The 26,314-nt window shown below is 68.7% G+C and carries 21 protein-coding genes; 15 read left to right on the forward strand and 6 right to left on the reverse strand.

The window, feature by feature from the left end; all coding sequences use genetic code 11:
• Positions 1 to 18 precede the first annotated feature (18 nt).
• Both pepE and AVKW3434_RS03970 read right to left on the reverse strand, forming a co-directional pair.
• Complete coding sequence (gene pepE / locus AVKW3434_RS03965; protein ID WP_284404672.1) at positions 19 to 741, reverse strand: dipeptidase PepE; 723 nt, start codon at positions 739 to 741, stop codon at positions 19 to 21.
• A 134-nt stretch (positions 742 to 875) separates the two neighbouring features.
• Positions 876 to 1,355: a DUF421 domain-containing protein gene (locus AVKW3434_RS03970; protein ID WP_284404674.1), complete on the reverse strand. Its 480-nt coding sequence runs from the start codon at positions 1,353 to 1,355 to the stop codon at positions 876 to 878.
• Between the two features lie 119 nt (positions 1,356 to 1,474).
• On the opposite strand from AVKW3434_RS03970, the gene AVKW3434_RS03975 reads away from it, so the two are divergent.
• The 3 genes from AVKW3434_RS03975 to AVKW3434_RS03985 are packed head-to-tail and all read left to right on the forward strand — an operon-like array spanning position 1,475 to position 4,531.
• A complete protein-coding gene (locus tag AVKW3434_RS03975) occupies positions 1,475 to 2,182 on the forward strand; it encodes a DUF4197 domain-containing protein (RefSeq protein ID WP_284404676.1) in 708 nt (235 codons plus the stop codon).
• Positions 2,179 to 2,646, forward strand: a complete 468-nt coding sequence (locus AVKW3434_RS03980) for a YchJ family protein (protein ID WP_284404678.1) — start codon at positions 2,179 to 2,181, stop codon at positions 2,644 to 2,646. The genes AVKW3434_RS03975 and AVKW3434_RS03980 overlap by 4 nt, the downstream gene beginning before the upstream one ends.
• Before the next feature lie 10 nt (positions 2,647 to 2,656).
• Positions 2,657 to 4,531 (forward strand): ATP-binding response regulator, encoded by a 1,875-nt coding sequence (locus AVKW3434_RS03985; protein ID WP_284404681.1) that lies wholly within the window; start codon positions 2,657 to 2,659, stop codon positions 4,529 to 4,531.
• Positions 4,532 to 4,556: 25 nt separating this feature from the next.
• Here AVKW3434_RS03985 and AVKW3434_RS03990 read toward each other — a convergent pair whose 3' ends face one another.
• A complete protein-coding gene (locus AVKW3434_RS03990) occupies positions 4,557 to 5,258 on the reverse strand; it encodes a LuxR C-terminal-related transcriptional regulator (RefSeq protein ID WP_284404683.1) in 702 nt (233 codons plus the stop codon).
• A gap of 261 nt (positions 5,259 to 5,519) precedes the next feature.
• Positions 5,520 to 9,131, reverse strand: a complete 3,612-nt coding sequence (locus tag AVKW3434_RS03995; protein ID WP_284404684.1) for a patatin-like phospholipase domain-containing protein — start codon at positions 9,129 to 9,131, stop codon at positions 5,520 to 5,522.
• Between AVKW3434_RS03995 and AVKW3434_RS04000 the strand changes: the two genes are divergently transcribed.
• Positions 9,125 to 9,811 (forward strand): HAD family hydrolase, encoded by a 687-nt coding sequence (locus AVKW3434_RS04000; protein WP_284404685.1) that lies wholly within the window; start codon positions 9,125 to 9,127, stop codon positions 9,809 to 9,811. The two genes, AVKW3434_RS03995 and AVKW3434_RS04000, sit on opposite strands and share 7 nt — an antisense overlap.
• Before the next feature lie 203 nt (positions 9,812 to 10,014).
• The gene (locus AVKW3434_RS04005) at positions 10,015 to 11,187 is read left to right on the forward strand and encodes a hypothetical protein (protein WP_284404686.1); all 1,173 of its coding nucleotides are present in this window, start codon (positions 10,015 to 10,017) and stop codon (positions 11,185 to 11,187) included.
• 18 nt (positions 11,188 to 11,205) lie between these two features.
• On the opposite strand, the gene AVKW3434_RS04010 is transcribed toward AVKW3434_RS04005, so the two are convergent.
• Positions 11,206 to 12,264 (reverse strand): AraC family transcriptional regulator, encoded by a 1,059-nt coding sequence (locus AVKW3434_RS04010; RefSeq protein WP_284404687.1) that lies wholly within the window; start codon positions 12,262 to 12,264, stop codon positions 11,206 to 11,208.
• Positions 12,265 to 12,405: 141 nt separating this feature from the next.
• On the opposite strand from AVKW3434_RS04010, the gene AVKW3434_RS04015 reads away from it, so the two are divergent.
• The 8 genes from AVKW3434_RS04015 to AVKW3434_RS04050 all read left to right on the forward strand — a co-directional run bounded on the left by AVKW3434_RS04015 (position 12,406) and on the right by AVKW3434_RS04050 (position 22,643).
• Complete coding sequence (locus AVKW3434_RS04015; protein WP_284404689.1) at positions 12,406 to 14,145, forward strand: AMP-binding protein; 1,740 nt, start codon at positions 12,406 to 12,408, stop codon at positions 14,143 to 14,145.
• Entirely contained in the window at positions 14,142 to 15,746 is a 1,605-nt protein-coding gene (locus AVKW3434_RS04020) for a carboxyl transferase domain-containing protein (protein WP_272565326.1), read from the forward strand. The genes AVKW3434_RS04015 and AVKW3434_RS04020 overlap by 4 nt, the downstream gene beginning before the upstream one ends.
• 37 nt (positions 15,747 to 15,783) lie before the next feature.
• Positions 15,784 to 16,950, forward strand: a complete 1,167-nt coding sequence (locus AVKW3434_RS04025; protein ID WP_284404692.1) for a dienelactone hydrolase family protein — start codon at positions 15,784 to 15,786, stop codon at positions 16,948 to 16,950.
• Between the two features lie 79 nt (positions 16,951 to 17,029).
• The gene (locus AVKW3434_RS04030; RefSeq protein ID WP_284404694.1) at positions 17,030 to 17,812 is read left to right on the forward strand and encodes an enoyl-CoA hydratase/isomerase family protein; all 783 of its coding nucleotides are present in this window, start codon (positions 17,030 to 17,032) and stop codon (positions 17,810 to 17,812) included.
• A 174-nt stretch (positions 17,813 to 17,986) separates the two neighbouring features.
• Positions 17,987 to 18,706, forward strand: a complete 720-nt coding sequence (locus tag AVKW3434_RS04035; protein WP_284404696.1) for a DUF4126 domain-containing protein — start codon at positions 17,987 to 17,989, stop codon at positions 18,704 to 18,706.
• Positions 18,707 to 20,728 carry an acetyl-CoA carboxylase biotin carboxylase subunit gene (locus AVKW3434_RS04040; RefSeq protein WP_284404698.1) on the forward strand — a complete coding sequence of 674 codons (2,022 nt, stop codon included), beginning with the start codon at positions 18,707 to 18,709 and terminating at the stop codon, positions 20,726 to 20,728. It abuts the gene before it with no gap.
• Positions 20,729 to 20,765: 37 nt separating this feature from the next.
• Positions 20,766 to 21,686, forward strand: coding sequence for a 2-hydroxyacid dehydrogenase (locus AVKW3434_RS04045; protein WP_284404700.1), 921 nt, complete (start codon positions 20,766 to 20,768; stop codon positions 21,684 to 21,686).
• A gap of 42 nt (positions 21,687 to 21,728) precedes the next feature.
• Entirely contained in the window at positions 21,729 to 22,643 is a 915-nt protein-coding gene (locus AVKW3434_RS04050; RefSeq protein ID WP_284404702.1) for a hydroxymethylglutaryl-CoA lyase, read from the forward strand.
• Positions 22,644 to 22,673: 30 nt separating this feature from the next.
• Here the strand turns inward: AVKW3434_RS04050 and AVKW3434_RS04055 are convergent, their stop codons facing one another.
• Positions 22,674 to 23,618 carry a LysR family transcriptional regulator gene (locus AVKW3434_RS04055; protein ID WP_349816826.1) on the reverse strand — a complete coding sequence of 315 codons (945 nt, stop codon included), beginning with the start codon at positions 23,616 to 23,618 and terminating at the stop codon, positions 22,674 to 22,676.
• Between the two features lie 234 nt (positions 23,619 to 23,852).
• On the opposite strand from AVKW3434_RS04055, the gene AVKW3434_RS04060 reads away from it, so the two are divergent.
• Positions 23,853 to 25,334: an ABC transporter substrate-binding protein gene (locus AVKW3434_RS04060; protein ID WP_272569814.1), complete on the forward strand. Its 1,482-nt coding sequence runs from the start codon at positions 23,853 to 23,855 to the stop codon at positions 25,332 to 25,334.
• Between the two features lie 46 nt (positions 25,335 to 25,380).
• Positions 25,381 to 26,298: an ABC transporter permease gene (locus AVKW3434_RS04065; RefSeq protein WP_272550879.1), complete on the forward strand. Its 918-nt coding sequence runs from the start codon at positions 25,381 to 25,383 to the stop codon at positions 26,296 to 26,298.
• Positions 26,299 to 26,314: the final 16 nt, after the last annotated feature.

A 26,314-nucleotide genomic window follows, 5' to 3' on the forward strand; every position in this document is an offset into this window, starting at 1 on the left:
GCGAGCGCCTGCCTCGACTCAAAGGTCAGTGGGCAGCGACCCCGCATCGAGCAGCCGGGGTGTGGCCGCGCCATGGAACAGCCGCGCGGGTACGTCACCTACCAGCATGCGCGCATCGCCCCGCACCCGCACGCCCGTGCCTTCGGGCAGGCCCAGCACCGGGATGCCGGGGTTGAGCGCACAGAACTCCTGCAGCCGCTCCTGCCGCGTCTCGCCGCGGTGGCCGGGCGGATGGGCCTCTGTGTAGTGCGCGTTGATCTGCCACGGCACCAGGCCCATCGCGTCCAGCCCGCCGGGATCGGTGATGGGCATGTCGTTGGTGGTGCGGATGGTGGGGCAGGCGATGTTGGAGCCCGCGCTCCACCCCAGGTACGACGCATCGCCCGAGCGCACCCGGGCGGCGATCGCGGGCAGCAGGCCCTGGCGGCGCAGGTGGCCGAGCAGCGCGAAGGTATTGCCGCCTCCCACCACGATGCGGCGCGCACCCTGCACGGCGGCCAGCGGATCGGCCGCCTGGTGCACCGACCGCACGTTCAGGCCCAGCGGCCGCAGGGCCTGCGCCACCAGCGCCTCGTAGTCGTCCCAGCCGCGCGTGACGCCGGCGAACGGAATGAAGAGTGCCTCGCCGGTATCCGCGCCGCCGGGGCCGGAGGGCAGCGCGGCCCAGTCGCGGACCCAGTCCAGCGCATGGGTGAGATAGCCTGCGTCGCTGCTGGAGTTGCTCAGGAGCAGAAGATTCATGGGGGTGTTCCGATGGGGGCCAGGGTGTGCGGGGTGGTGGGAAACGAAGAGGCCAGCCAGTGACCTGGGCAGGATGGTGCTATTGAATTTATAGCTATATGCCCTAGAAGATATTGTGCTGGAGGCCTATTTTGTCATGATCCCGCGCCCCGCTGGCGCAGCACCACGGTGATCTGGCCGTTGGTCTCGATGGTGGCCCGCTCCACCTCGTGCAGGTGCAGGCTGCCCCCGGCGCGCAGCGCGGCGGCGAGGTCCTCGGTGGAGATCAGTTCCTTGCGCATGAGTGCGGTGTTCACCTGGCCGCCCTGCACCAGCACCCCCGGCTTGCCGTCCACCAGGTGCGCCAGCCGCGGGAAGTGGAAGGTCAGCTGGGCCAGCAGCACATGGCAGGCGATGAGGGTCAGGGCCGAGATGAGCCCGCCCACCAGGGAGTTGTCGCCCGCGTTCATCGAGTTCTGCACCGCGTTCGACAGGACCAGCAGCAGCACCAGGTCGAACGGCGCGGTCTGCCCGGTCTGGCGCTTGCCGGTCAGGCGCAGGAAGACCAGCAGGAAGAGGTACACGATCACCCCGCGAACGATGAATTCCCACCACGGCACGCTCATTGCCAACATGGCCATTCTCCAGTTGCGCCCGACATGGGCGGGGTGCAGTGTGCCATCTGCAAGAATGCGCCCCTTGGGCCCGAGCCGGGCCGCTTTCTTGCTTTCCGTTTTTGCATCAAAGGACCGCCATGCAGCGTCGCACCTTCCACCACCGCGCAGGCGCCGGGGCCCTGGCCCTGGGGCTGCTGGCCGCCCGCGGCCAAGCGCTGGCGTTGTCGCTGGGCGACCTGTCCGGCGCCGATGCCGCCAGCGGCGTGAAAGCCGCGCTGGCGCAGGGCGCGCAGGCCGCCGTGTCCCTGCTCGGGCGGCCCGACGGCTTTCTGGGCAACCCGCAGGTGCGCATCGCGCTGCCGGGGCGCCTGGAAAAAGCCGCGGAGCTGATGCGCCGCTTCGGCCAGGGCCGGCGCATCGACGAACTGGTGACCTCCATGAACCGCGCGGCCGAGCAGGCCGTGCCCATGGGCCGCGACCTGCTGGTGGGCGCGGTGCAGACGATGACCGTGACCGATGCCAAGGGCATCCTGGCCGGTGGCGAAACCTCGGTGACCGAGTTCTTCGCGCGCAGGACCCGGGCGCCACTGGGCGAGCGCTTCCTGCCCGTGGTGAACCGCGCCATCGAGCAGGTGGGGCTCATGCAGCAGTACAACGCCTTCGCCAGCAAGGCTGCGGGGTTCGGCCTGATCCGGCAGGAAGATGCCAACCTGTCGCAGTACGTCACGGGCAAGACCCTGGACGGCCTGTACCTCATGATCGGCGAGGAGGAAAAGAAGATCCGCCAGGACCCGGTCGGCTCGGGCAGCGCCATCCTGCGCAAGGTGTTCGGGGCGTTGAGATGACGCAATCCCAGCCGGTGAGCCTGGCCACCCCACGACCGCCCGCCCCGCCCGAGGGCCTGGCCGCGTGCCCCTGCGGCCGTTCCTCCGGCCCCTCGCCGCAGCACCGACCCTTGCCCTACGCCAAGTGCTGCGGCCGCTACATCGACCACTTCGACACCACCCCCGCACCCGATGCGGAAAGCCTCATGCGCTCGCGCTACACCGCCTTCGTGCGCGAGCAGGCGCCCTACCTGCTGGCCACCTGGGAGGCCGCGCACCGGCCCGCGCAGGTGGCGTTCGATCCGGGCGTGCGTTGGCTGGGCCTGCAAGTGCGTGCGCACCGCCGCCTCGATGGCGAGCGCGCCGAGGTCGAGTTCGTCGCCCGCCAGCGCATGCCCGGCGGCCGTGCCCACCGCCTGCATGAACTGAGCCGCTTCGTGCGGCAGGAGGGGCGCTGGTTCTACGTGGACGGCGACCTCCGCTAGGCGCTGCCGCATGCCCGATCGCTCCGGCGGCGCGGTGACGCCCGCTTCCGCATCCGTGCCCGCATTCCCCGACGTGCTGGGCCCGCTGGCATCCCGGGCCGGCGGGATCGAGGGGGCCGACGGGCAGGCGCTGGACCTGGCCGTGCGCCGCCGGCTGCTGCAGTCGCTGGCCTCGCGCGGCTCCTCGGAGATCGCCGCGGTGGTCATCCCCGGCGTGCTGGTGGGGTTCTACAGCCGCTTTGCGCCGCCCGGTCCGTTGATCGCCTGGTGGGTGCTCTTCGGGGTCGTGGCCCTGGGGCTGCTGCGCCTGCGCCGCGGCCTGCAGCGCGACGCCGCGCTGCCCGATGCGGTGGCCGTGCCCAAATGGGAGCGCATCTTCCAGTGGCTGTCCCTGGGAACGGGGCTGATGTGGACGCTGCCCGTCTTTCTCACGATGTCCGCGGCCCCGCTCGAATTCCGGCTCTTCCTGTACATGGTGCTGTGCGCGGTCATCGCGTCGGCCACGACGTTCCTCGCCCCGGTGCCGGTCATCTTCTGGCGCTATTTCGCGGCCAGCTACCTGCCGCCCACGCTGGCGATCTACTGGTACTTCCCGCAGCGCTGGCACTACCTGCTGCCGCTGATGCTGCTGTACGGCGCCGTGCTGTGCCGCCATGCCTGGGGATCGCGCCGCTTCGTGGTGCAGCAGGTGGAGATGGAGCGCCAGCGCGCGCAACTGGCCGAGCAGTACCGCGCCGCCAAGGAGGCCGCCGAACGCGCGCTGGAGGAGAAGAACCGGTTCATCGCCACCGCCAGCCACGACCTGCGCCAGCCGCTGCACGCCATGGGCCTGCTACTGGAAACGGCCCTGCAGCGCAACGGCGACGTTCGCCTGAACGCCGTGCTGCAGGACGTCCAGAGCTGCGTGCGGTCGCTGAACTTCATGTTCAACGCGCTCCTGGATTTGTCGCGCATCGAGGCGGGCACCTTCACGGTGCGCGAGGAGACCGTGTCCCTGCGCGCCCTGTTCGACGACGTGGCCACCGTGTTCGCGCCGGACGCCGAGCTGCGCGGCCTGCACCTGCGCCTGCGCCTGCCGCGCCAGCGCGAGGCGGCGGTGCGCGGCGACCCGGCGCTGCTGCGCCAGATGGTGTTCAACCTGGCGCAGAACGCGCTGCGCTATACGGCCTCGGGCGGGGTGCTGCTGGGGGCGAGGGCGCGGGGCGGCCGCTGGCGCATCGAGGTGTGGGACACCGGCGCGGGCGTCGCCCCCAAGGACCGCCACCGCATCTATGCGCCGTTCTACCGCAGCGATCAGGCCCAGGTGCAGCAGGCCGAAGGGCACGGCCTGGGGCTGTCGGTGGTGGCCCGCTCGGCGGGGCTGATCGGCGCCGGGCACGGGTTCGAATCCACGCCGGGCCGGGGCTCGTGCTTCTGGCTGGAGTTGCCGGCGGCGCAGCCCGACGGTCCGCTGCCGGCCGAGCCTTTGCTGCAGCCGGCGGCGCCCTGGGCCGAACGCATGGCCTCGCTGCAGGGGCGTTGCCTGCTGGTGGAGGACGACCCGCAGATCGCCACGTCGCTGTCCCAGTTGCTGCAGTCGTGGGGGTTGCAGGTGCAATGGGCGGCCACCGGGGCGCAGGCCATGGCCCGGGTGGACGGCGGCTTCGTGCCCGATGCCGTGCTGTGCGACCACCGGCTGGGCGCGGGCGAGAGCGGCCTGGCCGTGCTGCAGGCGCTGCTGGCGCGCTGCGGCCATGCGCACGGCGCCATGGTGAGCGGCGAGCACGACGCCCCGGCGCTGGTGCAGGCCGAGGACGACGGCTACCTCGTGTTCCGCAAGCCGCTGGCGCCGCAGGCGCTGCACGCGGTGCTGTCGCGCTGGCTGGCGCGCACGGACCCAGCGTGACCGGGCAGGCGGCTCGGCCGCTGGCTCAGCGCGGGTAGTGCGCTGGCGGCACTTCCAGCCGCACGCCGCGCAGCTTGGCGATGGCCTCGACCCGGTTGCGCGCCTGCAGCTTGTGCAGGATGGCCGTCACATGCTCCTTGATGGTGTGCTCGGACACGTTCAGCGCGGCGGCGATGGGCTTGTTGGGCAGGCCCTGCAGCAGCAGGGCGAGGATCTCGCCCTGGCGCGGGGTCAGCCCCAGGTCGGACGGAGCCAGCGGCACCTCGCGCGCCAGCGGCGTGTCGGCCACGGCCGGGGGGCTGTCCGGCGCCGCGTCGAACCAGGTGCCGCCGTCCAGCACCGCGCTCACCGCGGCGGCGAACGCCTCGGGCGCTTCCTGTTTGTGAACGAAGCCATGGGCGCCGCTGGCCCGCACCTTGAGCACGATGGCCGGATGGCTGTCGCCGCTCACCATGAGCACGCGGGTGGACGGCGCGAGCGTCAGCACGTCGCGCACGAACAGGTCGGTGGCCCCGTCGGCCAGCCAGAAATCCACCAGCGCGATGGCGGGGGCGCCGCGTTGGGCGATGGTGCGCAGGGCCTCGGGCGGGCTGCCCGCGCTCACCGCATCGTCCAGTTTCTTGTGTAACCGCAGGAACGCGGCCATGCCGTGCGCGACGAGAGGGTGGTCGTCCACGACCAGCCCGTAGTGGTCGCCGCCAGGGCGCAGGGATTCAGAAAAGCTCAAGGAAACTTCCGTGCCGGTGCAGGCTGCCCGCCCTCGGAACCGGTGCACCGCGTAACAAATACCCCCCCGAAAGGGGGGAGGGCATGGGGTGCAATGTACTGAAAATCACCCGCTCCTTGTACCGAACCGGGCGGATATCGTCCGCGTTCGTTGCTTTGATGCCAGTCACCCCGACGCAGGGGCGTGCCGGCGCCTGTGTGCCGGACCACGCGCGTCCGCTGCGATCGTGGGTGTTCATCCTTTTTGGATGGGCACCCGTTTTCAGTTTCCGATGGGCGAGGCCAGCCAGACGTCGATGGTTCCCGCGCGCCCTCGGTATCCACTGGGCAGGGGCTGGATGGTAATGGGCAGGTCTATCGGCTTCCAATCGCTAAGCATCTTGATCTGTATTGCGCATCCTATGTCGCCGGGCGTGTGGTAGGTCACTGTTGTTGTCGGTTGAGGCCTTTGTATCGGCCTCCTGATCTCCGCCGCCGAGGCGACGACATATTTCGTCTGCGGCAAGACGGTTGTCCATTCGTTCCAACGTTTGGTGAGCCTTGCCGTATCGGCTTCACGGCCACTTCCATGGGTCCATAAATAGATGGTCTTTCCACGGCACAGATCAATGTCGCTCGGTGGCGATGCGCTGAGGGCTGTCTGCCTGGCACTGGAAGAAGCCTCTTCTTGCATTTTGCGCCGGACCTCTTCGCTGCTGAAGTCCGCCCCCCAATAGACGGGTACTTTGCGTGGCGGGGGGTGAAGGCACGCATTGGTGGCAGGCTTGAGCAAGGCTTCGCAGGATGGATTGGTCATGGCGTCGCTTTTTTTGCACCCCTCTATGACCGCATCGAACAACGCGATCATGGTGGGCGTGATGAATGCTAGCGGCTGGGGCGGGGTGCAGAAGCGCTGGGTGATGACCGCCATCGGAATACGCAATTGCGGAGATTCCGGTCCATGCTGCTCACTGAGCAGAACCACTCGGCCAAGCAACTCTCGCAGGCTAGAGGCTTCTATCGTGTAAGCCCGCTGCATCGCGGTCCATCCCTGGTAGGCAGCAAGCGCCAAAGCCAAGGCGCCCAACGCCCCCAGCCCTGAGCGCACGCTGGGAGCAACACGCGACGGGATCCATGATCCTCCAGGAGAGATGTGGGCTTTGGGCGTCGGAGCTTCTGGTTTCGTCGATGGAGTGTCCGGCTGGAAACTGGCGTTGTCTGGCAGGCCTTGCAGGAGCCGGGCATCCAGCGTCATTCCAAGGCATCGGCCGAGTTTGAAGTAGCTCTCCCATTGCGCTTCGCTGAAGAATTGGTCGGTGGTGGTTTCCTGGGGAAAACTGTCACAGTCGATCTTGTAATTGATGAGGTCAATGGGGAGGCCATGGTAGATGTTGGGCTTGACCAAGACGAGATGGCCGGGGTTCGCCCGGCCAGGATAGAAAACCTTGGCCACGGCGAGGCAAGCCGAGCCTTGCGGATCTTTGAGATCGCCGATAGAGCCGAAATGGTTTGATGGAGGAGCACCCACCACCCGCTGGAACTCGATCTCCACGCCCAAGTCAATGCGCGCTTTGCGCACCAGGTTTTCCACATCGTCGAAGCTATAGCGGGGGTCGGCGCCGCAGTCGGCAAGCACGATCAGGTCCACGCCTTGGCGCAGCAATGCATAGGCGCCCGTGTTCTCGAAATGCCCGCCGTCACTGAGATACCAGTAGGGTGCATTGACCCCTCCGAATTGGCCGCGTGCTTCGTCCAGCATCAGGCGGTATTTGGGCGCAAGGCGTGACCACCCTTTGAAGGGCGCATGGTCCCACCAATAGCCCAGCCGCACGCCAGCCATGAACAACAGCGCGGCCAAACCGGAAGAGGTCTGGCCGCCCAGTCCCGGCGTGAAGGCGGCGCCCGAGATGGCCATCCACTGCTGTAGTTCGCTGCGTGCGACATCGGGCGAATGTTTCCAGTCGTCCGAGCCCACGCGCCATAAGCCGCCGCCGGCGACCGAAAGCGACTGGCCCTTTCGATCCTGGTTGTACAGCCCGCCGCGCGCATCGAAAGACTGATTCACGGTGACGTTGATCAGATGGACCGGACCGCCGTTGTGGTGGGGCGCGTAGTCACCCATCCTGATGCTGTCGGCGGGATGCACCTCAAAGACAGAGGGGGCGGCTTGGTGGCTCGATTGTCCGGCTGTGGCCACCCGGTCCAGTGGGTCTTGGTTGCCGAAGCGACTGCGATTGGTGCTCCCCAGGTAGCTTCGGCACAGACGGGCGCGATAGAACATGTGCAAGGAGGACACATTAAGGAAATGCACGTTGCTGCGACTCAATGCGATGTAGATCACAGGAGCCACGCCGAATCCTGCCAGCACGTACAGAGCGTTTCCGAAGGCGAGTGGCCCCCCTTCAAGGAAAAGAGCGCCCAGTCCATGCTGGTAGACCACACTGATCCAGAATCCGAGTAGCAGACTCAATAGCGCGAGGCCCAGAGCATCTACCACCCTACGCCGCAGAGCCCTGCCGGCTGGCGGCGTGCCGGCGGGTGCGTGCACACGAGCTGCCAGAATTCTGGTGGCTAATAATGTGGCCACCACCACGGCAGGCGTCAGTGCCCAATGGTCCCAGGTCAGTTCGCCAAACGCCAGAAACCAGCCGAGCCGATCAAAGGCTCCTATCGCCAGCAGACGCAGTATCCATTTCAGCCAGTTTGCCAGCCGCGCGGTGAGTAGGTTACGTACGGTGGCATGGCCGGCATCGTAAGGTGCTTTTTGCCTGGCTTCCTTTGCCACTTGGACTGCTAATACAGGTGCGGTAGCCACGCAGACGAACGCCAAACCCACTACACCGCAGACCATGCGCAGCACGCCATCCGGTTGCTGGTTCCAGAAGTCATCCCGGCCATAAGCCATGCAGATCGCCATGATGCCCATCAAGCCATGGATCCCGTAGGAGAGCCATCGCCACGTTTGGGTCAGCCCCCCCTGCCTTCGTCCACCAGGAACCGCCCAATAGGCGGCCATGTAGGGAAGGGGCGCCAATAGGAATACCGCAGCCACCAGCCACCAAAGGGACATCCATGGCTGCAGAACCGCGCCTGCGTTCACGATCACGGTGACTGCGGAAGGTTGTTGGGAAAGCGCGTGTAAACCCCACCAGGCAAGCATGTTGGTGCCGGCCAGCAAGACACCTATCAGTATGCCCACCAAAGCCAGTTCCAAATGAATGCCCAGCAGGTTGCGAAACATGAGAGCGCCCGCGTTGAGCAAGTCCTTGGCTCCGCGCGGGGTGAGGTAGCGGCTGGTGGCCCGCAGCCACCATACGAGCCACGTGTCCTGGGCGCCTGCGAGCTGTTGCTCCCGAACAGCGGCGGAGGCACCCTTTTCGCAATACAACTTACCGAGGGCCGCGCCAATGTAGCCCCCGCCGGAGACGGTGGACAGGTAGTCAAACCGGTGGAATATCTTTTGCTGCGCCAGTCCGCTCACCAAGCCCAGGCAGAATGTGGCACTGCGGATGCCGCCGCCGGACAGGGCCAGCCCCCAGGTTTCCGACTGGACAGGGGTGCCCTCTTTGGCAAGGGCCTTCCTGCGCGTTTTCACGCACAGGTCCATGTCACTCTTTGCGCCGTAGCCAGCGTTCACTGGTGGATGTGGTTTTTTATCGGCAGGCTTCGCGACGGGTATGTCCATGTTGCTTCTCCCCCCTTTTTTTTGCGTTTTGTATTTTGGATGCAGTGTCATCGCCTGCCCCGAGAATGGAGGTGAGAGAAAACCCGCACGCGACAGGACTTGCTGGGTGCACGTGGCAAACAAGCGCTCGTCGGATAGATTCGGCGGATCGCGCAGGGGGGCGGTTCCTTCGCGCTGATCTCTTCCTGTTTTGCTGATCGTCCATGCCATCTTCCTCCTCGTTCCCTTCTTCCTACGACGCCGTGCTGTTCGACTGCGACGGCGTGCTCGTGGACAGCGAACCCATCACCCACCGCGTGCTGCGCGACCGGCTCGAAGCCTCGGGCTGGTCGCTCACGCCCGAGGAATGCTTGGCCATCTTCCTGGGCAAGGCCGTGCGCAGCGAGGCGGCGCGCATCGAGGCCGAAACCGGCCAGCCGCTGACCGACGCCTGGATGGCCGATTTCTACGCCCGCCGCAATGCCGCCCTGCAGGCCGAGCTGGGCCCCATTCCCGGCGCCCCCGATGCCGTGCGTGCCGTGCATGCGCGGCTCGGGGGGCGCATCGCCTGCGCGTCGGGTGCCGACCGCTTCAAGGTGGAGCTGCAACTGGCCAAGGTGGGCCTGACGCCGTTCTTCCAGGGCCGCGTCTTCAGCGGCCACGAAATGCCCCGCACCAAGCCCGCGCCCGATGTGTACCTGGCCGCGGCCGCCGCGCTGGGCGTGGCCCCGGTGCGCTGCCTGGTGGTGGAGGATTCGGTCACGGGCGTGCAGGCCGGCGTGGCGGCGGGCGCCACGGTGGTCGGCTACAGCCCGGCGCCCGTGGGACACGGGTCGGCCCAGGCGCTGCGCGCCGCCGGGGCGGTGCACGTGATGGTCCACATGGCCGAGTTGCCCGAACTGCTGGGTTGACGGAGAGGCGGCGGCACGGCGGCCACGGTCTGCCGGTGCCGTCGGGGCGGGTGACCGGGGCGGCCATGCCGACGCGCCTTCGCAGCGCGGGGCATGGGTTCGCTCCGCCGCGGCAGGTCCGGGGTTTTTGCTCCCACGATCCGAAGCGGTGGGATGGGACGTGGTGCGCGGCACCGCTTGCTGCCCTCCCTCAGGAGCCGCCCATGTCGATTCACATTCCCAAGAGCCCTTCTTCCCGTTTCAACAGCGCCTCCGAACGCGGTGCCAATGCCGTTCCGGAGTACCGGGAGCCCGCGCGGCAGGGCCGCTCCAAGCCCGGTGCGGGCACGGGGCCGATGCCGCAGCGCAGGGCGGCGGGCCACCCGGCCGACAGCGCCACCGCCACCGACCGCCGGGGGCCTGCGCCGCAGAAGTTCGCGGGACACGCCAGCGCCCATGCCCGGCGGCCGGGCGCGCCACCGATCGTTCCGGTGAAGCCGACGGTCGCGCAGGTGCTGTCCAGCATCCCGCTGCATGAAGTCGACCGCATGACCCCGATGCAGGTCAAGCAGTTCACGAAGCTCCTGGGCGGGCGCACCCTGGGCGTGGACCCGGCGCTGCTGGTCCGGAACTGGAAGCTGCTGCGCAGCCAGTTCAAAGGGCCCGAGCTGCAGCAGTTGCTGCTGAAGAAGACTGCCGCCGTGATGAAGTTCCTGACAACGCCGGCACTGCCGAAATCGCCTGCAGCCCAGGTGTTGGCCGTGTTCCAACTGCATGAAATCGATCGCATGGACCCACCGAGGCTGAAGGATCTCGTGGCGATCCTGGGCGGCCATGCCCCGGGCAAGGGCCCCGAGGTCCGTGCCGAGAACTGGCAGAGGCTGCGCGAGAACTTCACCGAGCCGGAGCTGAAGCAGTTGCTGTTGAACGACACCGCCGGAGTGGTGGATTTTCTGACGGCTTTGCCGCCTCCGCCGAAAGCGGGCGCCGGAGGTGCCAAGGCGGATGCCGGCCCCAAGCCAGACACCGGTCCCCAGGCCGATGCCGGTCCCCGGCCGAATGCGGGCGCCGGGCGGCAGGAGGCGCCGAAGTTCTCCGCCAAGGTGCAGCAAGCGCCGGCGGCGGTGCCCGCGGCCGCAGGAGCCAAGCCCATCGCCCTCGCCGGGATGAAGCGGGAGGCGGCGTTCCAGACGCTGAAGGACCGTGGGATGTCGCACGCGCAACTGCAGCAGATGCGGCAGGATTTTCTCGATCAGGTCAACCACGGCAGCGGCGCGTCGGGCGACGCATTGAGCGCCAAGTACCGGGCGTTCATTACCGACGACCTGTCGCAATCGGGCACCTTGCGCAGCTATGCCAAGCTGTTCGTGCGCCCCATTGCGGACGAGGCTACCTAGAGCAGGCCCCTGGCCGGATCAACCCCCGCCCGCGAGCCGGGCAGCGCGGCGGAACGCGGCGGGGGACTGCCCTGTCCAGCCCCGAAACGCGCGGATGAAGCTCTTTTCGTTGAGAAAGCCCGCGGCCTGCGCCACCTGCTTGATCGGCCGGTCGGTGCGGTGCAGCCATTCGATGGCGCGGTGCTGGCGCACCTCGTCTTTCAGCGCCTGCAGCGACGCGCCTTCTTCCTTGAGCTGGCGGTGCAGCGTGCGCGGCGACAGGTGCAGCCGCTCGGCCAGCGCGTCCGCGCCCTGCAGCGTGCCAGTGTCGGCTGCCAGCGCCTGCCGCACGCGCTGCACCAGCAGGCGGTCGCGCCGGTACTGGCGCACGGTCAGGGGCAGCGCGCGCTGCAGCATGGTGCGCAGCGCGTTCTCGTCGCGCTGCAGCGGCATCGCCAGATAGCGCGCATCGAAGCGCAGCGCGGCATGCGGCGCGCGGAAGGCGATGGGGCCGGCGAACAGCAGCGGATAGGCCGCCTGGTGCGGCGGTGGCGCGAAAGGAAAATCCGCGCCCTGCAGCGGCAGGCGCGAATCGATGAGCCAGCAGGCCAGCCCCAGCGCGTTGCGCAGCATCGAGACCAGGCAGAACTCGCGCAGCGTGCCCAGGTCGCGGTGTTCGGTGATCGCCAGCGTGGCGGTGGCGCCGTCGCTGGTCAGGTGCAGGGCGATGTCGTCGGTCAGCAGGCCGTGGTGGCGGCACCAGCGCTGCAGGGCCAGGCCCAGGTGCGGCGCGCTGATCGAGGCCCGCGCCAGCATGCCGTAGCTGCCCCAGGGCAGGCGCCGGCCAAACCAGCCCAGGGCCTCGTCGTCCAGTTCGCGCATGGCGCCGTCGGAGAGCTGCTCCATCTGCAGCGCCGTGATGCGCCCGTGCGGATGCGCGATGTCCGATGGCGTGATTTGTGCCTGCCGCAGCACGGCCGAGGCGTCCATGCCGCGCTGGGTGTAGGCCTGCACGATGGCCCGTACGAAGGCCATGGGCGTGGCGGCGGTGGGCGCGTGGGGGGCGGTGCGGGGCAGGGCGGTGGCGGGTTCGGGCATGGGGGGAGTTTGCCTTGTGTGGCGCATATTGCAACCTTTGTGACCCCATCTGTCATGCGGTCCGGGCCCGGGCGGGCGTATGCTGCGGCCCATCGCCGTTCCCGGCCGGGCCGGGGGCGTGCCACACGAGGAGACATTGCCATGGACCCAGTGAGCCCGACCGCCCCGTTGACTTCCGCCTTTGCACGCGGCAGCACGGCGGTGCCCCTGATCGAGCAGACGATCGGCGCCTTCTTCAGCGACATGGCGCAGCGCCAGCCGGACCGCGAGGCGCTGGTGAGCGTGCACCAGGGCCTGCGCTACACCTACGGCCAACTGCACACCGAGGTGCGCCGCCTGGCCAGCGCGCTGCTGGGGCTGGACCTGAACCCGGGCGACCGGGTGGGCATCTGGTCGCACAACAACGCCGAATGGGTGCTCATGCAGCTGGCCACCGCGCAGGTGGGTCTGGTGCTGGTCAACATCAACCCCGCCTACCGCACGTCGGAGGTGGAATACGCGCTCAACAAGGTCGGCTGCAAGGCGCTGGTGACCATGGCGCGCTTCAAGACCAGCGACTACCTGGGCATGCTGCGCGAACTGGCGCCGCAGTGGGCCGCCGGCACGCCTGGCGCACTGCAGTCCGACCGGCTGCCGCAGCTGCGCACGGTGGTGTGGATCGACGGCGCGCCGGGAGACGCGGCGGGCGGCGACGACTCGCCCGGCCTGCTGCGGTTTTCCGAACTGATGGCGCGCGGCGACGCGCAGGATGCGCGCATCGATGCCGTGGCCGCCACGCTGGACGCCAACGACCCCATCAACATCCAGTTCACGAGCGGCACCACGGGCTTTCCGAAGGGCGCCACGCTCACGCACCGCAACATCCTGAACAACGGGTTCTTCATCGGCGAGTGCATGCGGCTCACCCCCGAGGACCGGCTGTGCATTCCCGTGCCGCTGTACCACTGCTTCGGCATGGTGCTGGGCAACCTGGCCTGCCTCACGCACGGCGCGGCCATCGTGTACCCGAGCGACGGCTTCGATCCGCTCAAGGTGCTGGAGACGGTGCAGGCCGAGCGCTGCACTGGCCTGCACGGCGTGCCCACGATGTTCATCGCCGAGCTGGACCACCCGCGCTTCGCCGAGTTCGACCTGTCCACGCTGCGCACCGGCATCATGGCCGGCTCGCCGTGTCCCATCGAGGTGATGAAGCGCGTGGTGAGCGACATGCACCTGTCGGAGATCACCATCGCCTACGGCATGACCGAAACCAGCCCGGTCAGCTGCCAGAGCAGCACCGAGACGCCGCTGGACAAGCGCGTGTCCACCGTGGGCCAGGTGCAGCCGCACCTGGAGATCCAGATCATCGACCCCGAATCCGGCGCCGTGGTGCCCGTGGGCGAGCGCGGCGAGCTGTGCACGCGCGGCTACTCGGTCATGCACGGCTACTGGGACGACCCGGCCAGGACCCGCGAGGCCATCGACGACGCCGGCTGGATGCACACCGGCGACCTGGCCACCATGGACGCCGAGGGTTATGTGAACATCGTCGGCCGCATCAAGGACATGGTGATCCGCGGCGGCGAGAACGTGTACCCGCGCGAGATCGAGGAGTTTCTCTACCGCCACCCGCAGGTGCAGGACGTGCAGGTGGTGGGCGTGCCCGATGCCCGGTACGGCGAAGAGCTGTGCGCCTGGATCATTCCCAAGCCCGGCACGGCCGCGCCCACCGAGGACGACATCCGCGCGTTCTGCAAGGGTCAGATCGCGCACTACAAGGTGCCGCGTTACATCCGATTCGTCGCCGAGTTTCCGATGACGGTGACCGGCAAGATCCAGAAATTCAAGATCCGCGACGCCATGAAAGAACAGCTCGGCCTGCAGGAAAGCACCACCGCATGATCCTCGAATCCCAACTCAATGCCCGCTCGGCCGACTTCCTGGCCAATGCCGCCGCCATGCGCGCCCTGGTCGATGACCTGCGCGCCCGCACCGCCCAGGTGGCCCAGGGCGGCGGCGAAGCCGCCCGCGCCAAGCACACGGCCCGCGGCAAGCTGCTGCCGCGCGAGCGTGTGCAGATGCTGCTGGACCCCGGCACGCCGTTCCTCGAACTGGCGCCCCTGGCCGCGCTCAACATGTACAACAACGACGCGCCCGGCGCCGGGCTGATCGCCGGCATCGGCCGCGTGAGCGGCGTGGACTGCATGGTGGTGTGCAACGACGCCACGGTGAAGGGCGGCACCTACTACCCCATGACGGTGAAGAAGCACCTGCGCGCGCAGGAGGTGGCCGCGCAGAACCACCTGCCGTGCATCTACCTGGTGGATTCCGGCGGCGCCAACCTGCCCAACCAGGACGAAGTGTTTCCCGACCGCGACCACTTCGGCCGCATCTTCTACAACCAGGCGCACATGAGCGCGCAGGGCATCGCGCAGATCGCCGTGGTGATGGGCTCGTGCACGGCTGGCGGCGCCTACGTGCCGGCCATGAGCGACGAATCCATCATCGTCAAGAACCAGGGCACCATCTTCCTGGGCGGCCCGCCGCTGGTGAAGGCGGCCACGGGCGAGGTCGTGACGGCCGAGGACTTAGGGGGCGGCGACGTGCACACGCGCCTGTCCGGCGTGGCCGACCACCTGGCGCAAAACGACCTGCACGCGCTGCAGCTGGCCCGCAACGCGGTGCGCAATTTGAATAGAAACAAGGCCCATGCCGGGGAATTGCATGCCTCTGTTGCTCCTAAATTCATAGCGGATGAACTGTACGGCGTGATTCCGGTAGACACGCGCAAGCCCTTCGATGTGCGCGAGATCATCGCCCGCATCGTCGACGGCAGCGAGTTCGACGAGTTCAAGGCGCGCTACGGCACCACGCTGGTCACGGGCTTCGCGCGCATCGAGGGCATGCCCGTGGGCATCATCGCCAACAACGGCATCCTGTTCAGCGAGTCCGCCCTCAAGGGCGCGCACTTCATCGAGCTGTGCTGCCAGCGCAAGATCCCGCTGGTGTTCCTGCAGAACATCACCGGCTTCATGGTGGGCCGCAAGTACGAGAACGAGGGCATCGCGCGCAACGGTGCCAAGATGGTCACCGCCGTGGCCACCGCCGCCGTGCCCAAGTTCACCATCGTCATCGGCGGCTCGTTCGGCGCGGGCAACTACGGCATGTGCGGGCGGGCGTATTCGCCGCGCTTCCTGTGGATGTGGCCCAACGCGCGCATCTCCGTCATGGGCGGCGACCAGGCCGCGAGCGTGCTCGCCACCGTCAAGCGCGACGGCATCGAGGGCAAGGGCGGCCAGTGGAGTGCCGAGGAAGAAGAGGCCTTCAAGGCTCCCATCCGCCAGCAGTACGAGAGCCAGGGCCACCCCTACTACGCCACCGCGCGGCTGTGGGACGACGGCGTGATCGACCCCGCCGACACGCGCCGCGTGCTGGCGCTGGGCCTGTCGGCCACGCGCAATGCGCCCATCGAAGACACGAAGTTCGGCCTGTTCCGCATGTGACCGCCAGCCTGCCGAAGACTCCGACGCAGATCCCGCCATGACCCTTCGCCGACACGCCCTGGCCTGGCTGCTGCGCTGCGCGCTGCTGCTGGGCGCCTTGCCCGCCCTGGCGCAGCTGGCGCCGTCCACACCGCCCACGCTGGATGCCACGCTGCGCGAGCAGATCGTGATGGTGCCCAAGGGCGAAGGGCTGCTGGCCACCGAGCTGGAAACCACCGTGTACCGCCCGGCGGGCACGGGCCCGTTTCCCGTCGTCGTGATCAACCACGGCAAGGCCAACGGCAATCCGCGCCTGCAGGAGCGTGCGCGCTACTTGGCGGCCGCCCGCGTGTTCGTGGAGCGCGGCTACCTCGTGGTGATCCCGATGCGCCAGGGCTTCTCGCGGTCCACGGGCGCCTACCTGGGCAGCGGCTGCAACGTGGAAGGCAATGGCCGCAACCAGGCCGAGGACGTGCAGGCCGCGCTGGCCTACGTGCGCCGCCTGCCCGATGCGGACAGCCAGCGCATCGTGGTCGTCGGCCAGTCGCACGGCGGCCTGACCACCCTGGCGCTGGGCACGCTGAGCCCGCCCGGCGTGCGCGGGCTCATCAATTTCGCCGGCGGGCTGCGGCAGGAGCAATGCCCTGGCTGGGAAAACAACCTGGCCAGCGCCTTCGGTGCCTACGGCCAGGGCACGCGCCTGCCGTCGCTGTGGTTCTACGGCGACAACGATTCGTACTGGCCCACCTCGCTGTACCGCGACATGTACGCGCGCTACGTGGCCGCCGGTGGGCGGGCGCAGCTGGTGGCGTATGGCCGGTTCGGAACCGATTCGCACCGGCTGTTCGCCTCGCAAAGCGGCGTGCCGATCTGGCTGCCGGAGGTGGAGCGCTTCCTGGCCGGCCTGGGCCTGCCGTCCCGGCCGGTGACGCACATTCCGATGATGCCGCACGACAGCGCCGTGCCCCGGGCCACCGACGCCTACCCCGTCGCCGATGCGTCGGCCATCCCCTACGTGCGCGATGCGGCGCGCGAGGGCTACCGCAAGTTTCTCGCGGCGCCGTGGCCCCGGGCCTACGCCATCGCGCCCAGCGGCGCCTGGGCCTACTACTACGGCCGGGCCGATGCCATGGCCGCGGCGGTGGCCCGCTGCAACGAAAACGCCAAGGCAGCCACCTGCCACCTGTATGCCGTGGACGACCACGTTGTCTGGGACGCACCATGAGGCCCGCACATTCGCCCGCCGCACGCATCCGGCCGCATTCGCGTCCGGCTTTTTCTCCAGAGCACCGAGGACCCAACCCATGAATTCCGTCCAGACGGCCTATGACGGCGCCGTGGCGCGCATCACGCTGGCGCAGCCCGATCTGCGCAACGCCTTCAATGACGAAACCATTGCCGCGCTCACCGACGCCTTCGCGCAGGCAGGCAGCCGCGAGGGCGTGCGAGCCGTGGTCCTGGCCGCGCAGGGCACGGCCTTTTGTGCCGGCGCCGACCTGAACTGGATGCGCCGCATGGCCGACTACACGCGCGAGGAAAACGTGGCCGACGCCGGCGCGCTGGCCGAGATGCTGCGCACGATCTACGAATGCCCCAAGCCCACCATCGCCCGCGTGCAGGGCGACGTGTATGCCGGCGGCATGGGCCTGGTGGCGGCCTGCGACATGGCGGTGGCCGTCGATACGGCGGGCTTTTGCCTGTCGGAGGTGAAGCTGGGGCTCATCCCGGCGACCATCAGCCCCTATGTGATCCGCGCCATGGGCGCGCGCGCCGCCCACCGCTATTTCCTGACCGCCGAGCGCTTCGGCGCGGCCGAGGCGCTGCACCTGGGCTTCGTGCATGCGGTGGTGGAGTTCGAGCAGCTCGACGACACGGTGGATGCCTGGCTCAAGGCGCTCACCAGCGCCAGCCCGGCCGCGGTGCGCGCCTGCAAGCGGCTGGTGCAGGACGTGGCGGGCCGCGACATCGATGCCGCGCTCATCGCCGCCACGGTGCAGGGCATTGCCGACATCCGCGCCAGCGACGAGGGCCGCGAGGGCGTGCAGGCCTTCCTGCAAAAGCGCAAGCCCTCGTGGCTGGAATCATGAGATATCCCCCCTGTGTCGCCTTCGGCGCCTTCCCCCCCGGGGGACGCCGCCAGTGGCCTGGCAAAGCCAGTTCCACGGCGTCTGCTGGCGCGGCCTGCTCCGCGGCCATCGGGCAGGTGACGCCGTGCCAGGTCCCCGCGCTGCGGGTGGTCCATCATCTGCGGGTGCGCTGAGATGGAAGCGCTCTGGCTGCACATCGTTCAGTGGCTCCACACCATTGGGCTGCACGTGGACCCCGGCACCGCCCGCGACGTAGCGGCCGGCGCGGCCCAGGCCACTTCGGCGATGGACCTGCCGGGCCTGCTGGCGCTGGCCGCTGCGCTCGGCTGGGCCAGCGGCTTCCGGCTCTATGCGGTGGTCTTCATCGTGGGGCTCATGGGTGCGGGCGGCTGGCTGCCGTTGCCTGCCGGGCTGCACGTGCTGCAGCACCCGGCCGTCCTCACCGTGAGCGGGCTGCTGCTGTGCGTGGAGTTCTTCGCCGACAAGGTGCCCTGGCTGGACAGCGCCTGGGATGCGGTGCACACCGTCATCCGCATTCCCGGCGGCGCGCTGCTGGCCGCGGGCGTGTTCGGCGCCGACAACGCCACCATGGGCCTCGTCGCGGGGCTGCTGGGCGGCTCGCTCTCGGCCACGGCCCTGGCCACCAAGATGACCACGCGCGCCGCGGCCAACACCTCGCCCGAGCCGTTCTCCAACTGGCTGCTGTCGTTCTTCGAGGACGGCCTGGTGGTGGCCGTCGTTTGGATGGCCACGCAGCACCCGGTGCTGTTCGGCATTGCGCTGGTCGTGATGCTGGTGCTGTCAGCGCTGCTGCTGATCGTGCTTTTCAAATTCCTGCGTGCCGTGCTGCGGCGCGTGTCGTCCCTTTTTTCCGGTCCTGCGAAGGTGGTTTGAATGTTCTCCAAAATCCTGATTGCCAACCGCGGTGAAATCGCCTGCCGTGTGGCCGCGACCGCCCGCCGGCTCGGCGTGAAGACCGTGGCCGTGTACTCCGATGCCGACGCCGGCGCCAAGCACGTCGCCGCATGCGACGAGGCCGTGCACATCGGCGGCAGCTCGCCCAAGGAAAGCTACCTGCAGTGGCAGCGCATCATCGACGCGGCCCGGGCCACGGGCGCGCAGGCCGTGCACCCCGGCTACGGCTTCCTGTCGGAGAACGAGGAGTTCGCCCAGGCCTGTGCGGATGCCGGGTTGGTGTTCATCGGCCCACCCCCGTCTGCCATCCAGGCCATGGGCCTGAAGGCCGAGTCCAAGCAGCTCATGGAAAAGGCCGGCGTGCCCCTGGTGCCGGGCTACCACGGGGCCGACCAGGACCCCGCGCTGCTGCAGCGCGAGGCCGACCGCATCGGCTACCCCGTGCTCATCAAGGCCAGCGCGGGCGGCGGCGGCAAGGGCATGCGCGCGGTGGACCGGTCGGAAGACTTCGCCGCCGCCCTGGCGTCGTGCCAGCGCGAGGCCATCAACAGCTTCGGCGACGACGCGGTGCTCATCGAAAAATACGTGCAGCGCCCGCGCCACATCGAAATCCAGGTGTTCGGCGACACCCTGGGCAACTGCGTGTACCTGTTCGAGCGCGACTGCTCGGTGCAGCGGCGCCACCAGAAGGTGCTGGAAGAGGCCCCAGCCCCCGGCATGACCCCGGCCATGCGCGCCGAGATGGGCAACGCCGCCGTGGCCGCCGCCCGCGCGGTGAACTACGTGGGCGCGGGCACGGTGGAATTCATCGTGGAGCAGCGGGCCGATGGGTCCATGGACTTCTTCTTCATGGAGATGAACACCCGCCTGCAGGTGGAGCACCCGGTGACCGAGGCCATCACCGGCCAGGACCTGGTGGAGTGGCAACTGCGCGTGGCCTTTGGTGAGCCGTTGCCGCTGGCGCAGGACCAGTTGCGCATCGGCGGCCATGCCATCGAGGCGCGCATCTGCGCCGAGAACCCCGACAACCAGTTCCTGCCTGCCACCGGCACGCTGCAGGTGTACCGCAAGCCCGCGGCCACCAGCTTCGAGCGCGCGCCCCTGGGCAGCGGCGGTGTGCGCATCGATGACGGCGTGCGCGAGGGCGATGCCATCAGCCCCTTCTACGACTCGATGATCGCCAAGCTCATCGTGCACGGCGACACGCGTGAGCAGGCCCTGGCCCGGCTCGACGAGGCGCTGGCGCAGACCCGCATCGTGGGCCTGTCCACCAACGTGCAGTTCCTGCGCCGCGTGGCCCGCACCGATTCGTTCGTGCAGGCCAACCTGGACACGGCCCTGATCCCGCGCGAGCAGGCGGTGCTGTTCCACCAGGAGCCGGTGGGCCTGCCGCTGGCCGCGGCGGCAGCGGTGGCCCGGACGCTGCAGCGCGAGCGCGCCACCGAGGGGGCCGACCCCTTCAGCCGCCGCGACGGCTGGCAATCGCACGGCGTGACGCGCCGCCGGTTCGCGTTCGAGTTCGGCGGCCAGCCTGCCAACGCCTGGCTCACCTACGCCGCGGGCGGCGCGATGGAGCTGGCGGTGGGCGAGGGCGAGGCGGCCGTGGCCGGGCCGCTGGCCTTCACCGCCGATGGCGAGGGCCTGGACCTGCACTTCGCCGGCCAGCGCACGCGCGCCGTGGTGCATTCCCAGGGCGAGACCGACCACGTCTTCACGCCGCGCGGCGCCACGCAGATCGTCGCCATCGACCTGCTTGCCCATGCGGGCGAGGCGCAGTCCGAAGGCGGACGCCTGACCGCGCCCATGCCCGGCAAGGTGGTGTCGTTCGCCGTGAAAGCGGGCGATGCCGTGACCAAGGGCCAGGCCCTGGCCGTGATGGAGGCCATGAAGATGGAGCACACCATCGCCGCGCCCGTGGACGGGACGGTGCAGGAGCTGCTCTATGCGCCCGGCGACCAGGTGACCGAAGGCGCCGAGCTGCTCAAGCTCTCGCCCGCGTGACAGCGCGCAATCCGCAGCCGCGATACGCTCCTGGGCCATGAACATCACCTTTTGCTGTACGCACACCAAGGCCGAGCCCTGGCTGCAGGGCCTGCAGGCCGCGCTGCCCGGGGCGCACATCACCGTCTGGCAACCCGGCGCGCCCCCGGCCGATTTCGCCGTGGTCTGGGCACCGCCCCAGCAGTTCATGGACGAGCAGGCCGGCATCCAGGCGCTCTTCAACATCGGCGCAGGCGTGGATGCGCTGCTGGCCCTGCGCCTGCCGCCCGGCGCGCAGGTGGTGCGGCTGGACGATGCCGGCATGGCAGTGCAGATGGCCGAATACGTGTGCCACGCGGTGGTGCGCCATTTCCGCGAGTTCGAGGCCTATGAGGCCGACATGCGCGCCGGGGGCTGGGCCTACCGCCGGCCGCGCCTGCGCAGCCACTTCTCCGTCGGCGTCATGGGCCTGGGGGTGCTGGGCGAGCGCGTGGCGAAGGCGCTGGCGCATTTCGAGTTCCCGGTGAACGGCTGGAGCCGCTCGCCCAAGGCCGTGGAGGGCGTGCGGACCTTTCATGGCGCGGAAGGTTTCGACAGCTTCCTGGCTGCCAGCCGCGTGCTGGTGAACCTGCTGCCGCTCACGCCCGACACGCAGGACATCATGAACCGCGACACGCTCTCGCGCCTGCAGCCGGGCGGCTATGTCGTCAATGTGGCGCGCGGCGCGCACCTGGTCGAAGACGACCTGATCGCCCTCATCGACGCCGGCCATCTGGCCGGGGCCACGCTCGACGTGTTCCGCACCGAGCCGCTGCCCGCCGACCACCCGCTGCGCACGCACCCCCGCATCACGACCACGCCCCATACCTCCGCCCGCACGCTGCGCGAAGAAAGCATCGCCCAGATCGCGCGCAAAATCGCCGCCATGCAGCGCGGCGAGCCGGTGGCCGGCATCGTGGATCCCCGGCGCGGCTACTAGGCCTCGGGCACCGCCCCGCATTCATCACCGCAGGATTTCCCCATGAGCAGCAGCATTCCTTCCCGCGTCAAACTCGTCGATGTCGGCCCGCGCGACGGCCTTCAGAACGAAAAGTCTCCCGTGCCCGCCGAGGTCAAGATCGGTCTCGTGCACCGCCTGCAGGCGGCCGGCCTGACGGAGATCGAGGTCACCAGCTTCGTCTCGCCCAAGTGGGTGCCCCAGATGGCGGACAACGTGGAGGTGATGGCGGGCATCGAGCGCCAGCCCGGCGTGCGCTATTCGGTGCTCACCCCCAACCTCAAGGGCTACGAGGCCGCGGTGCCCACGCGGCCCGACGAGATCGTCGTCTTCGGTTCGGCCAGCGAGGCCTTCAGCCAGAAGAACATCAACTGCAGCATCGCCGAGAGCATCGAGCGCTTCGCGCCGGTGGTCGAGGCGGCGCGCGCGGCGGGCATTGCCGTGCGGGGCGCCATGAGCTGCACCGTGGGCTGCCCCTACGAGGGCGAGGTGGCGCCCGAGCGCGTGGCGTACCTGGCGGGCCTGATGAAGCAGATCGGCGTGCAGCACGTCGGCGTGGCCGACACCATCGGCGTGGGCACGCCGCGCAAGGTGCAGCGCGCCATGGAGGCCACCTTGCAGCACTACGGCGTCGACGCGGTGTCGGGCCACTTCCACGACACCTACGGCCAGGCGCTGGCCAACACGCTGGCCTCGCTGGAGATGGGCGTGTGGCAGTACGACACGTCGGTGGCCGGCCTGGGCGGGTGCCCCTACGCCAAGGGCGCCACGGGCAACGTGGCGACCGAAGACGTGGTCTACATGCTGCACGGCATGGGCATCGACACGGGCATCGATCTGGACGCGCTCATCGATGCGGGCGCGTACATCAGCGACTTCCTGGGCCGGCCGTCCAACTCGCGCGCCGCCAAGGCGTTGCTGACCAAGCGCCTGGGCTGAGGCCGCGCGTGGCCTGAGCGCTGGGTGCGGTCAGCCGCCGGGCGGCGCGGCCACGCTCTGCAACTGCTCCTTGAGGTGCGCGAGAAACGATTGCGCCGCGCGTGACAGCGTGCGGCCCATCAGCGTCTGCACCTCGATGTTGCGCAGGTCCAGCCCACGGTCGCGCAGGCGCACGCAGGCCATCTCCTCGCGCTCGATCTGGTAGCGCATGGTGATCTCGCCCGAGATGGACACGCCCTCGGGCTCGTGCTTGACGAACCCAAACAGGCTGGCGATGTAGTTGCTGGTGAGCACGGGGTCGATCTGCACCTTCTGGCGGCTGCACGCGATGTCGAACAGCTGCCGCACGGTGGTGTCCATTTCGGGCAGCGCCACGGGATAGTTCTGCAGCTGCGACAGGCTGACCTGCTGAAAGCGCGTCAGCGGATGGCCGCGCTGCACCACGGCCAGCACGGGCGAAGGCTGCAGCAGTTCGATGCGGATGTCCTTTTCGGCACTGCGGCTCATGGTGATGCCGATGTCCGCATCGCCCAGCAGCACGCGCCGCGTGCTTTCGGCCGGCGGAAACACCCCCAGGTGGAACTGGATGCCCGGGTGCCGCCGCCGGAAATCGCTGATGAGCCGGGGCAGGAATTCCAGCGCAAAACCCTCCGACGAGGCCAGGCGCACCCGCCCGCGCTCCATGCCCTGCAGCGCCTGCATTTCATGCACCACGCGCTCCGCGTCGTGCGCGGACTTCTGCGCATGCACCGCTAGCAGCTCGCCCGCCGCGCTGGGCACCATGCCGCGCGCGTGGCGGTCGAACAGCGTCGCGCCCAGGAGGTCTTCCAGGTGCGCGATGTGGCGGCTGATGGCCGAGCCCGCCACGTTCAGCCGCTGCGAGGCCTCGCTGATCGAGCCGCAGCGCACCACCTCCAGGAAGTAGCGCAGGGCCGTGTCCTGCAACTGGCGGGCGACGATCTGCGAGCGTTTCATGGCGGTGGGCGACGGGGCGTGGTGCACTGCGGCAATCCCTCGAGCATAGGCGCAATGCGGCGGGAGCATTGCCTTTTTGAGATCGCTCGCCGCGATATTCGGTAATGGCGGAAACGCCTCCGAGGTCCCATTCTTGCTCCCGTTCACTGTGTTTCCTGTTTCATCACGATGAAGGAGTTCGCAATGGGGCATTTATTCACCCACTGGGTGCGCCGGGGCTGTCTGGCACTGGGCATGATGGTTTTCGGGGCCGGCGCGCACGCCGGCAAGGCCAACGACACGCTGACCTATGCGTCGGACAACGAGGTCGAGAACGTGAGCCCGTACCACAACAACATGCGCGAGGGCGTCGTGCTCGCGGCCATGGCGTGGGACACGCTGCTCTACCGCGACACGAAGACGGGCGAGCTCAAGCCGCAGCTCGCCACCGCCTGGAAGTGGGAGTCGCCCACCGCGCTGCTGGTCACGCTGCGCCAGGGCGTCACCTTCCACAACGGCGACAAGTTCACCGCTGACGATGTGGCCTACACCTTCAACGTGGTGACCGGCCCCGACGCCAAGATCGCCACGCGCCAGAACACCGATTGGATCAAGGGCGTGGACAAGGTGAGCGACTACGAGGTGCGCATCCACCTCAAGACGCCGTTCCCCGCGGCGCTGGAATACCTGGCCGGCCCCACGCCCATCTACCCCGCAGCCTATTTCACCAAGGTGGGGCTGGAAGGGTTCAGCAAGGCGCCGGTGGGCAGCGGCCCCTACAAGATCACCAGCGTGGTGCCGGGGCAGGGCGTGACGATGGTGAAGAACACCGCCTACTTCAAGGACAGCCCTGCGGGCCAGCCCAAGATCGGCACCGTGAAGTTCACCGTGATCCGCGACCCTGAAGCCCGCATGGCCCAGTTGATGACCGGCGCGGTGGACTGGATCTGGCGCGTGCCGGCCGACCAGGCCGATTCGCTGAAGGCGGCGCCCAACCTCTCGGTGCTGAGCGGCGAGACCATGCGCGTGGGCTTCATCTCCATCAACAACAACGGCACCACCCCCGAGGCCGCGCCCTTCAAGGACCCCCGCGTGCGCCAGGCGCTCAACTACGCCATCAACCGCAAGGGGCTGGCCGACAGTCTGGTGCGCGGCGGCAGCCAGCCGGTGTATGCGCCGTGCTTTCGCACGCAGTTCGGCTGCGACACCAGCAAGGTGCAGCAGTACGAATACAACCCGGCCAAGGCCAAGGCGCTGCTGGCCGAGGCAGGCTACCCGAACGGTTTCGACACCGCGCTGTGGGCCTACCGCGAGCGCGAGTACGCCGAGGCGATGATCGGCGACCTGCGCAAGGTCGGCATCCGCGCGCGGCTGCACTTCGTGCAGTACCCGGCGCTGCGCACCGAGCTGCGCGCCGGCCGTGCGCCGCTCACGTTCCAGGCCTGGGGATCGTTCTCGATCAACGACGCTTCGGCCTTCGTGGGCAACTTCTTCAAGGGCGGCCCCGACGACACCGCCAAGGACCCGCAGGTCATCGCGCTGATGCAGACGGCCGACGCCACGGTGGACAAGGCCGAGCGCAAGGCCAAGTACGCCCAGGCGCTGCAGCGCATCTCCACCCAGGCCATGTGGGCGCCGCTGTTTTCGTACTCGACCAACTACGCGTTCACCTCGGACCTGAAGTTCGAGGCCCAGCCCGACGAGCTGCCGCGCTTCTTCCAGGCCAGCTGGAAGTGACGGCCCCGGCGTTCGTGTCCCTCCCACACCCTCGCGGGCCCCTGCCATGCTGATCTACATCTTTCGCCGCCTGCTGGTGGCGCTGAGCGTCATGCTGACCGTGGCGGTCGTCAGCTTCATGCTGCTGCACCTGTCGGGCGACCTGGCCACCGCGATCGCGGGCCCGGAATCGAGCGCTGCCGACGTGGAGAAGATCCGCGTGCAGTACGGGCTGGACCGCCCCATCGTGGAGCAGTTCTTCGACTGGCTGGGTGCGGCGGCGCGGCTGGATTTCGGGCGGTCGTTCTATTTCCAGAACACCGTCATGGAGCTGGTCGGCGAGCGCCTGCCCATCACGCTCAAGCTCGGTGGCGTGGCGCTGCTGCTGGCCGTGGCCGTGGCCATTCCATTGGGCGTGCTGGCCGCGCTCTACCGCGACACGTGGATCGACCGCCTGGCCTTGATGGTGGCGGTGGTGGGCCAGGCCATGCCGACCTTCTGGTTTGCGCTCACGCTGGTGCTGCTGTTCGCCGTGGGCCTGAAGTGGCTGCCCGTGGCGGGCAACACGAGCTGGCAGCATTTCGTGCTGCCGGCGGTGGCGCTCGGCTACTACGCCATGCCGGCCATGATGCGGCTCACGCGGGCCGGCATGCTGGACGTGCTGGGCGCGGACTACATCCGCACCGCGCGCGCCAAGGGCCTGAGCCGCTCGCGCGTGGTGTTCAAGCACGCGCTGCGCAACGCCATCATTCCGGTGGTGGCGCTGGCCGCGGTGGAGCTGGGCTTCATGCTCGGCGGCTCGGTGGTGATCGAGTCGGTGTATTCCATGCAGGGGCTGGGGCAGCTCGCGTGGGACTCCATCGCGCGCAACGACTACCCCGTGGTGCAGGCCGTGGTGCTGATCATCGCGGTGTTCTACATCGCGCTCACCTTCCTGGCCGACGTGCTCAACGCCGCGCTCGACCCGCGCATGCGCACCCGCTGACGCCACCGCACCGGAG

The sequence above is a fragment of the Acidovorax sp. SUPP3434 genome (genome assembly GCF_030159015.1).
Lineage (GTDB): Bacteria > Pseudomonadota > Gammaproteobacteria > Burkholderiales > Burkholderiaceae_C > Paracidovorax.

Bases quoted from the DNA above. Each gene is read 5' to 3' on its own strand.
- pepE (WP_284404672.1), bottom strand. From the start codon at position 741: ATGAATCTTCTGCTCCTGAGCAACTCCAGCAGCGACGCAGGCTATCTC.
- AVKW3434_RS03970 (WP_284404674.1), bottom strand. From the start codon at position 1,355: ATGTTGGCAATGAGCGTGCCGTGGTGGGAATTCATCGTTCGCGGGGTG.
- AVKW3434_RS03975 (WP_284404676.1), top strand. From the start codon at position 1,475: ATGCAGCGTCGCACCTTCCACCACCGCGCAGGCGCCGGGGCCCTGGCC.
- AVKW3434_RS03980 (WP_284404678.1), top strand. From the start codon at position 2,179: ATGACGCAATCCCAGCCGGTGAGCCTGGCCACCCCACGACCGCCCGCC.
- AVKW3434_RS03985 (WP_284404681.1), top strand. From the start codon at position 2,657: ATGCCCGATCGCTCCGGCGGCGCGGTGACGCCCGCTTCCGCATCCGTG.
- AVKW3434_RS04000 (WP_284404685.1), top strand. From the start codon at position 9,125: ATGCCATCTTCCTCCTCGTTCCCTTCTTCCTACGACGCCGTGCTGTTC.
- AVKW3434_RS03995 (WP_284404684.1), bottom strand. From the start codon at position 9,131: ATGGCATGGACGATCAGCAAAACAGGAAGAGATCAGCGCGAAGGAACC.
- AVKW3434_RS04005 (WP_284404686.1), top strand. From the start codon at position 10,015: ATGTCGATTCACATTCCCAAGAGCCCTTCTTCCCGTTTCAACAGCGCC.
- AVKW3434_RS04010 (WP_284404687.1), bottom strand. From the start codon at position 12,264: ATGCCCGAACCCGCCACCGCCCTGCCCCGCACCGCCCCCCACGCGCCC.
- AVKW3434_RS04015 (WP_284404689.1), top strand. From the start codon at position 12,406: ATGGACCCAGTGAGCCCGACCGCCCCGTTGACTTCCGCCTTTGCACGC.
- AVKW3434_RS04020 (WP_272565326.1), top strand. From the start codon at position 14,142: ATGATCCTCGAATCCCAACTCAATGCCCGCTCGGCCGACTTCCTGGCC.
- AVKW3434_RS04025 (WP_284404692.1), top strand. From the start codon at position 15,784: ATGACCCTTCGCCGACACGCCCTGGCCTGGCTGCTGCGCTGCGCGCTG.
- AVKW3434_RS04030 (WP_284404694.1), top strand. From the start codon at position 17,030: ATGAATTCCGTCCAGACGGCCTATGACGGCGCCGTGGCGCGCATCACG.
- AVKW3434_RS04035 (WP_284404696.1), top strand. From the start codon at position 17,987: ATGGAAGCGCTCTGGCTGCACATCGTTCAGTGGCTCCACACCATTGGG.
- AVKW3434_RS04040 (WP_284404698.1), top strand. From the start codon at position 18,707: ATGTTCTCCAAAATCCTGATTGCCAACCGCGGTGAAATCGCCTGCCGT.
- AVKW3434_RS04045 (WP_284404700.1), top strand. From the start codon at position 20,766: ATGAACATCACCTTTTGCTGTACGCACACCAAGGCCGAGCCCTGGCTG.
- AVKW3434_RS04050 (WP_284404702.1), top strand. From the start codon at position 21,729: ATGAGCAGCAGCATTCCTTCCCGCGTCAAACTCGTCGATGTCGGCCCG.
- AVKW3434_RS04055 (WP_349816826.1), bottom strand. From the start codon at position 23,618: ATGAAACGCTCGCAGATCGTCGCCCGCCAGTTGCAGGACACGGCCCTG.
- AVKW3434_RS04060 (WP_272569814.1), top strand. From the start codon at position 23,853: ATGATGGTTTTCGGGGCCGGCGCGCACGCCGGCAAGGCCAACGACACG.
- AVKW3434_RS04065 (WP_272550879.1), top strand. From the start codon at position 25,381: ATGCTGATCTACATCTTTCGCCGCCTGCTGGTGGCGCTGAGCGTCATG.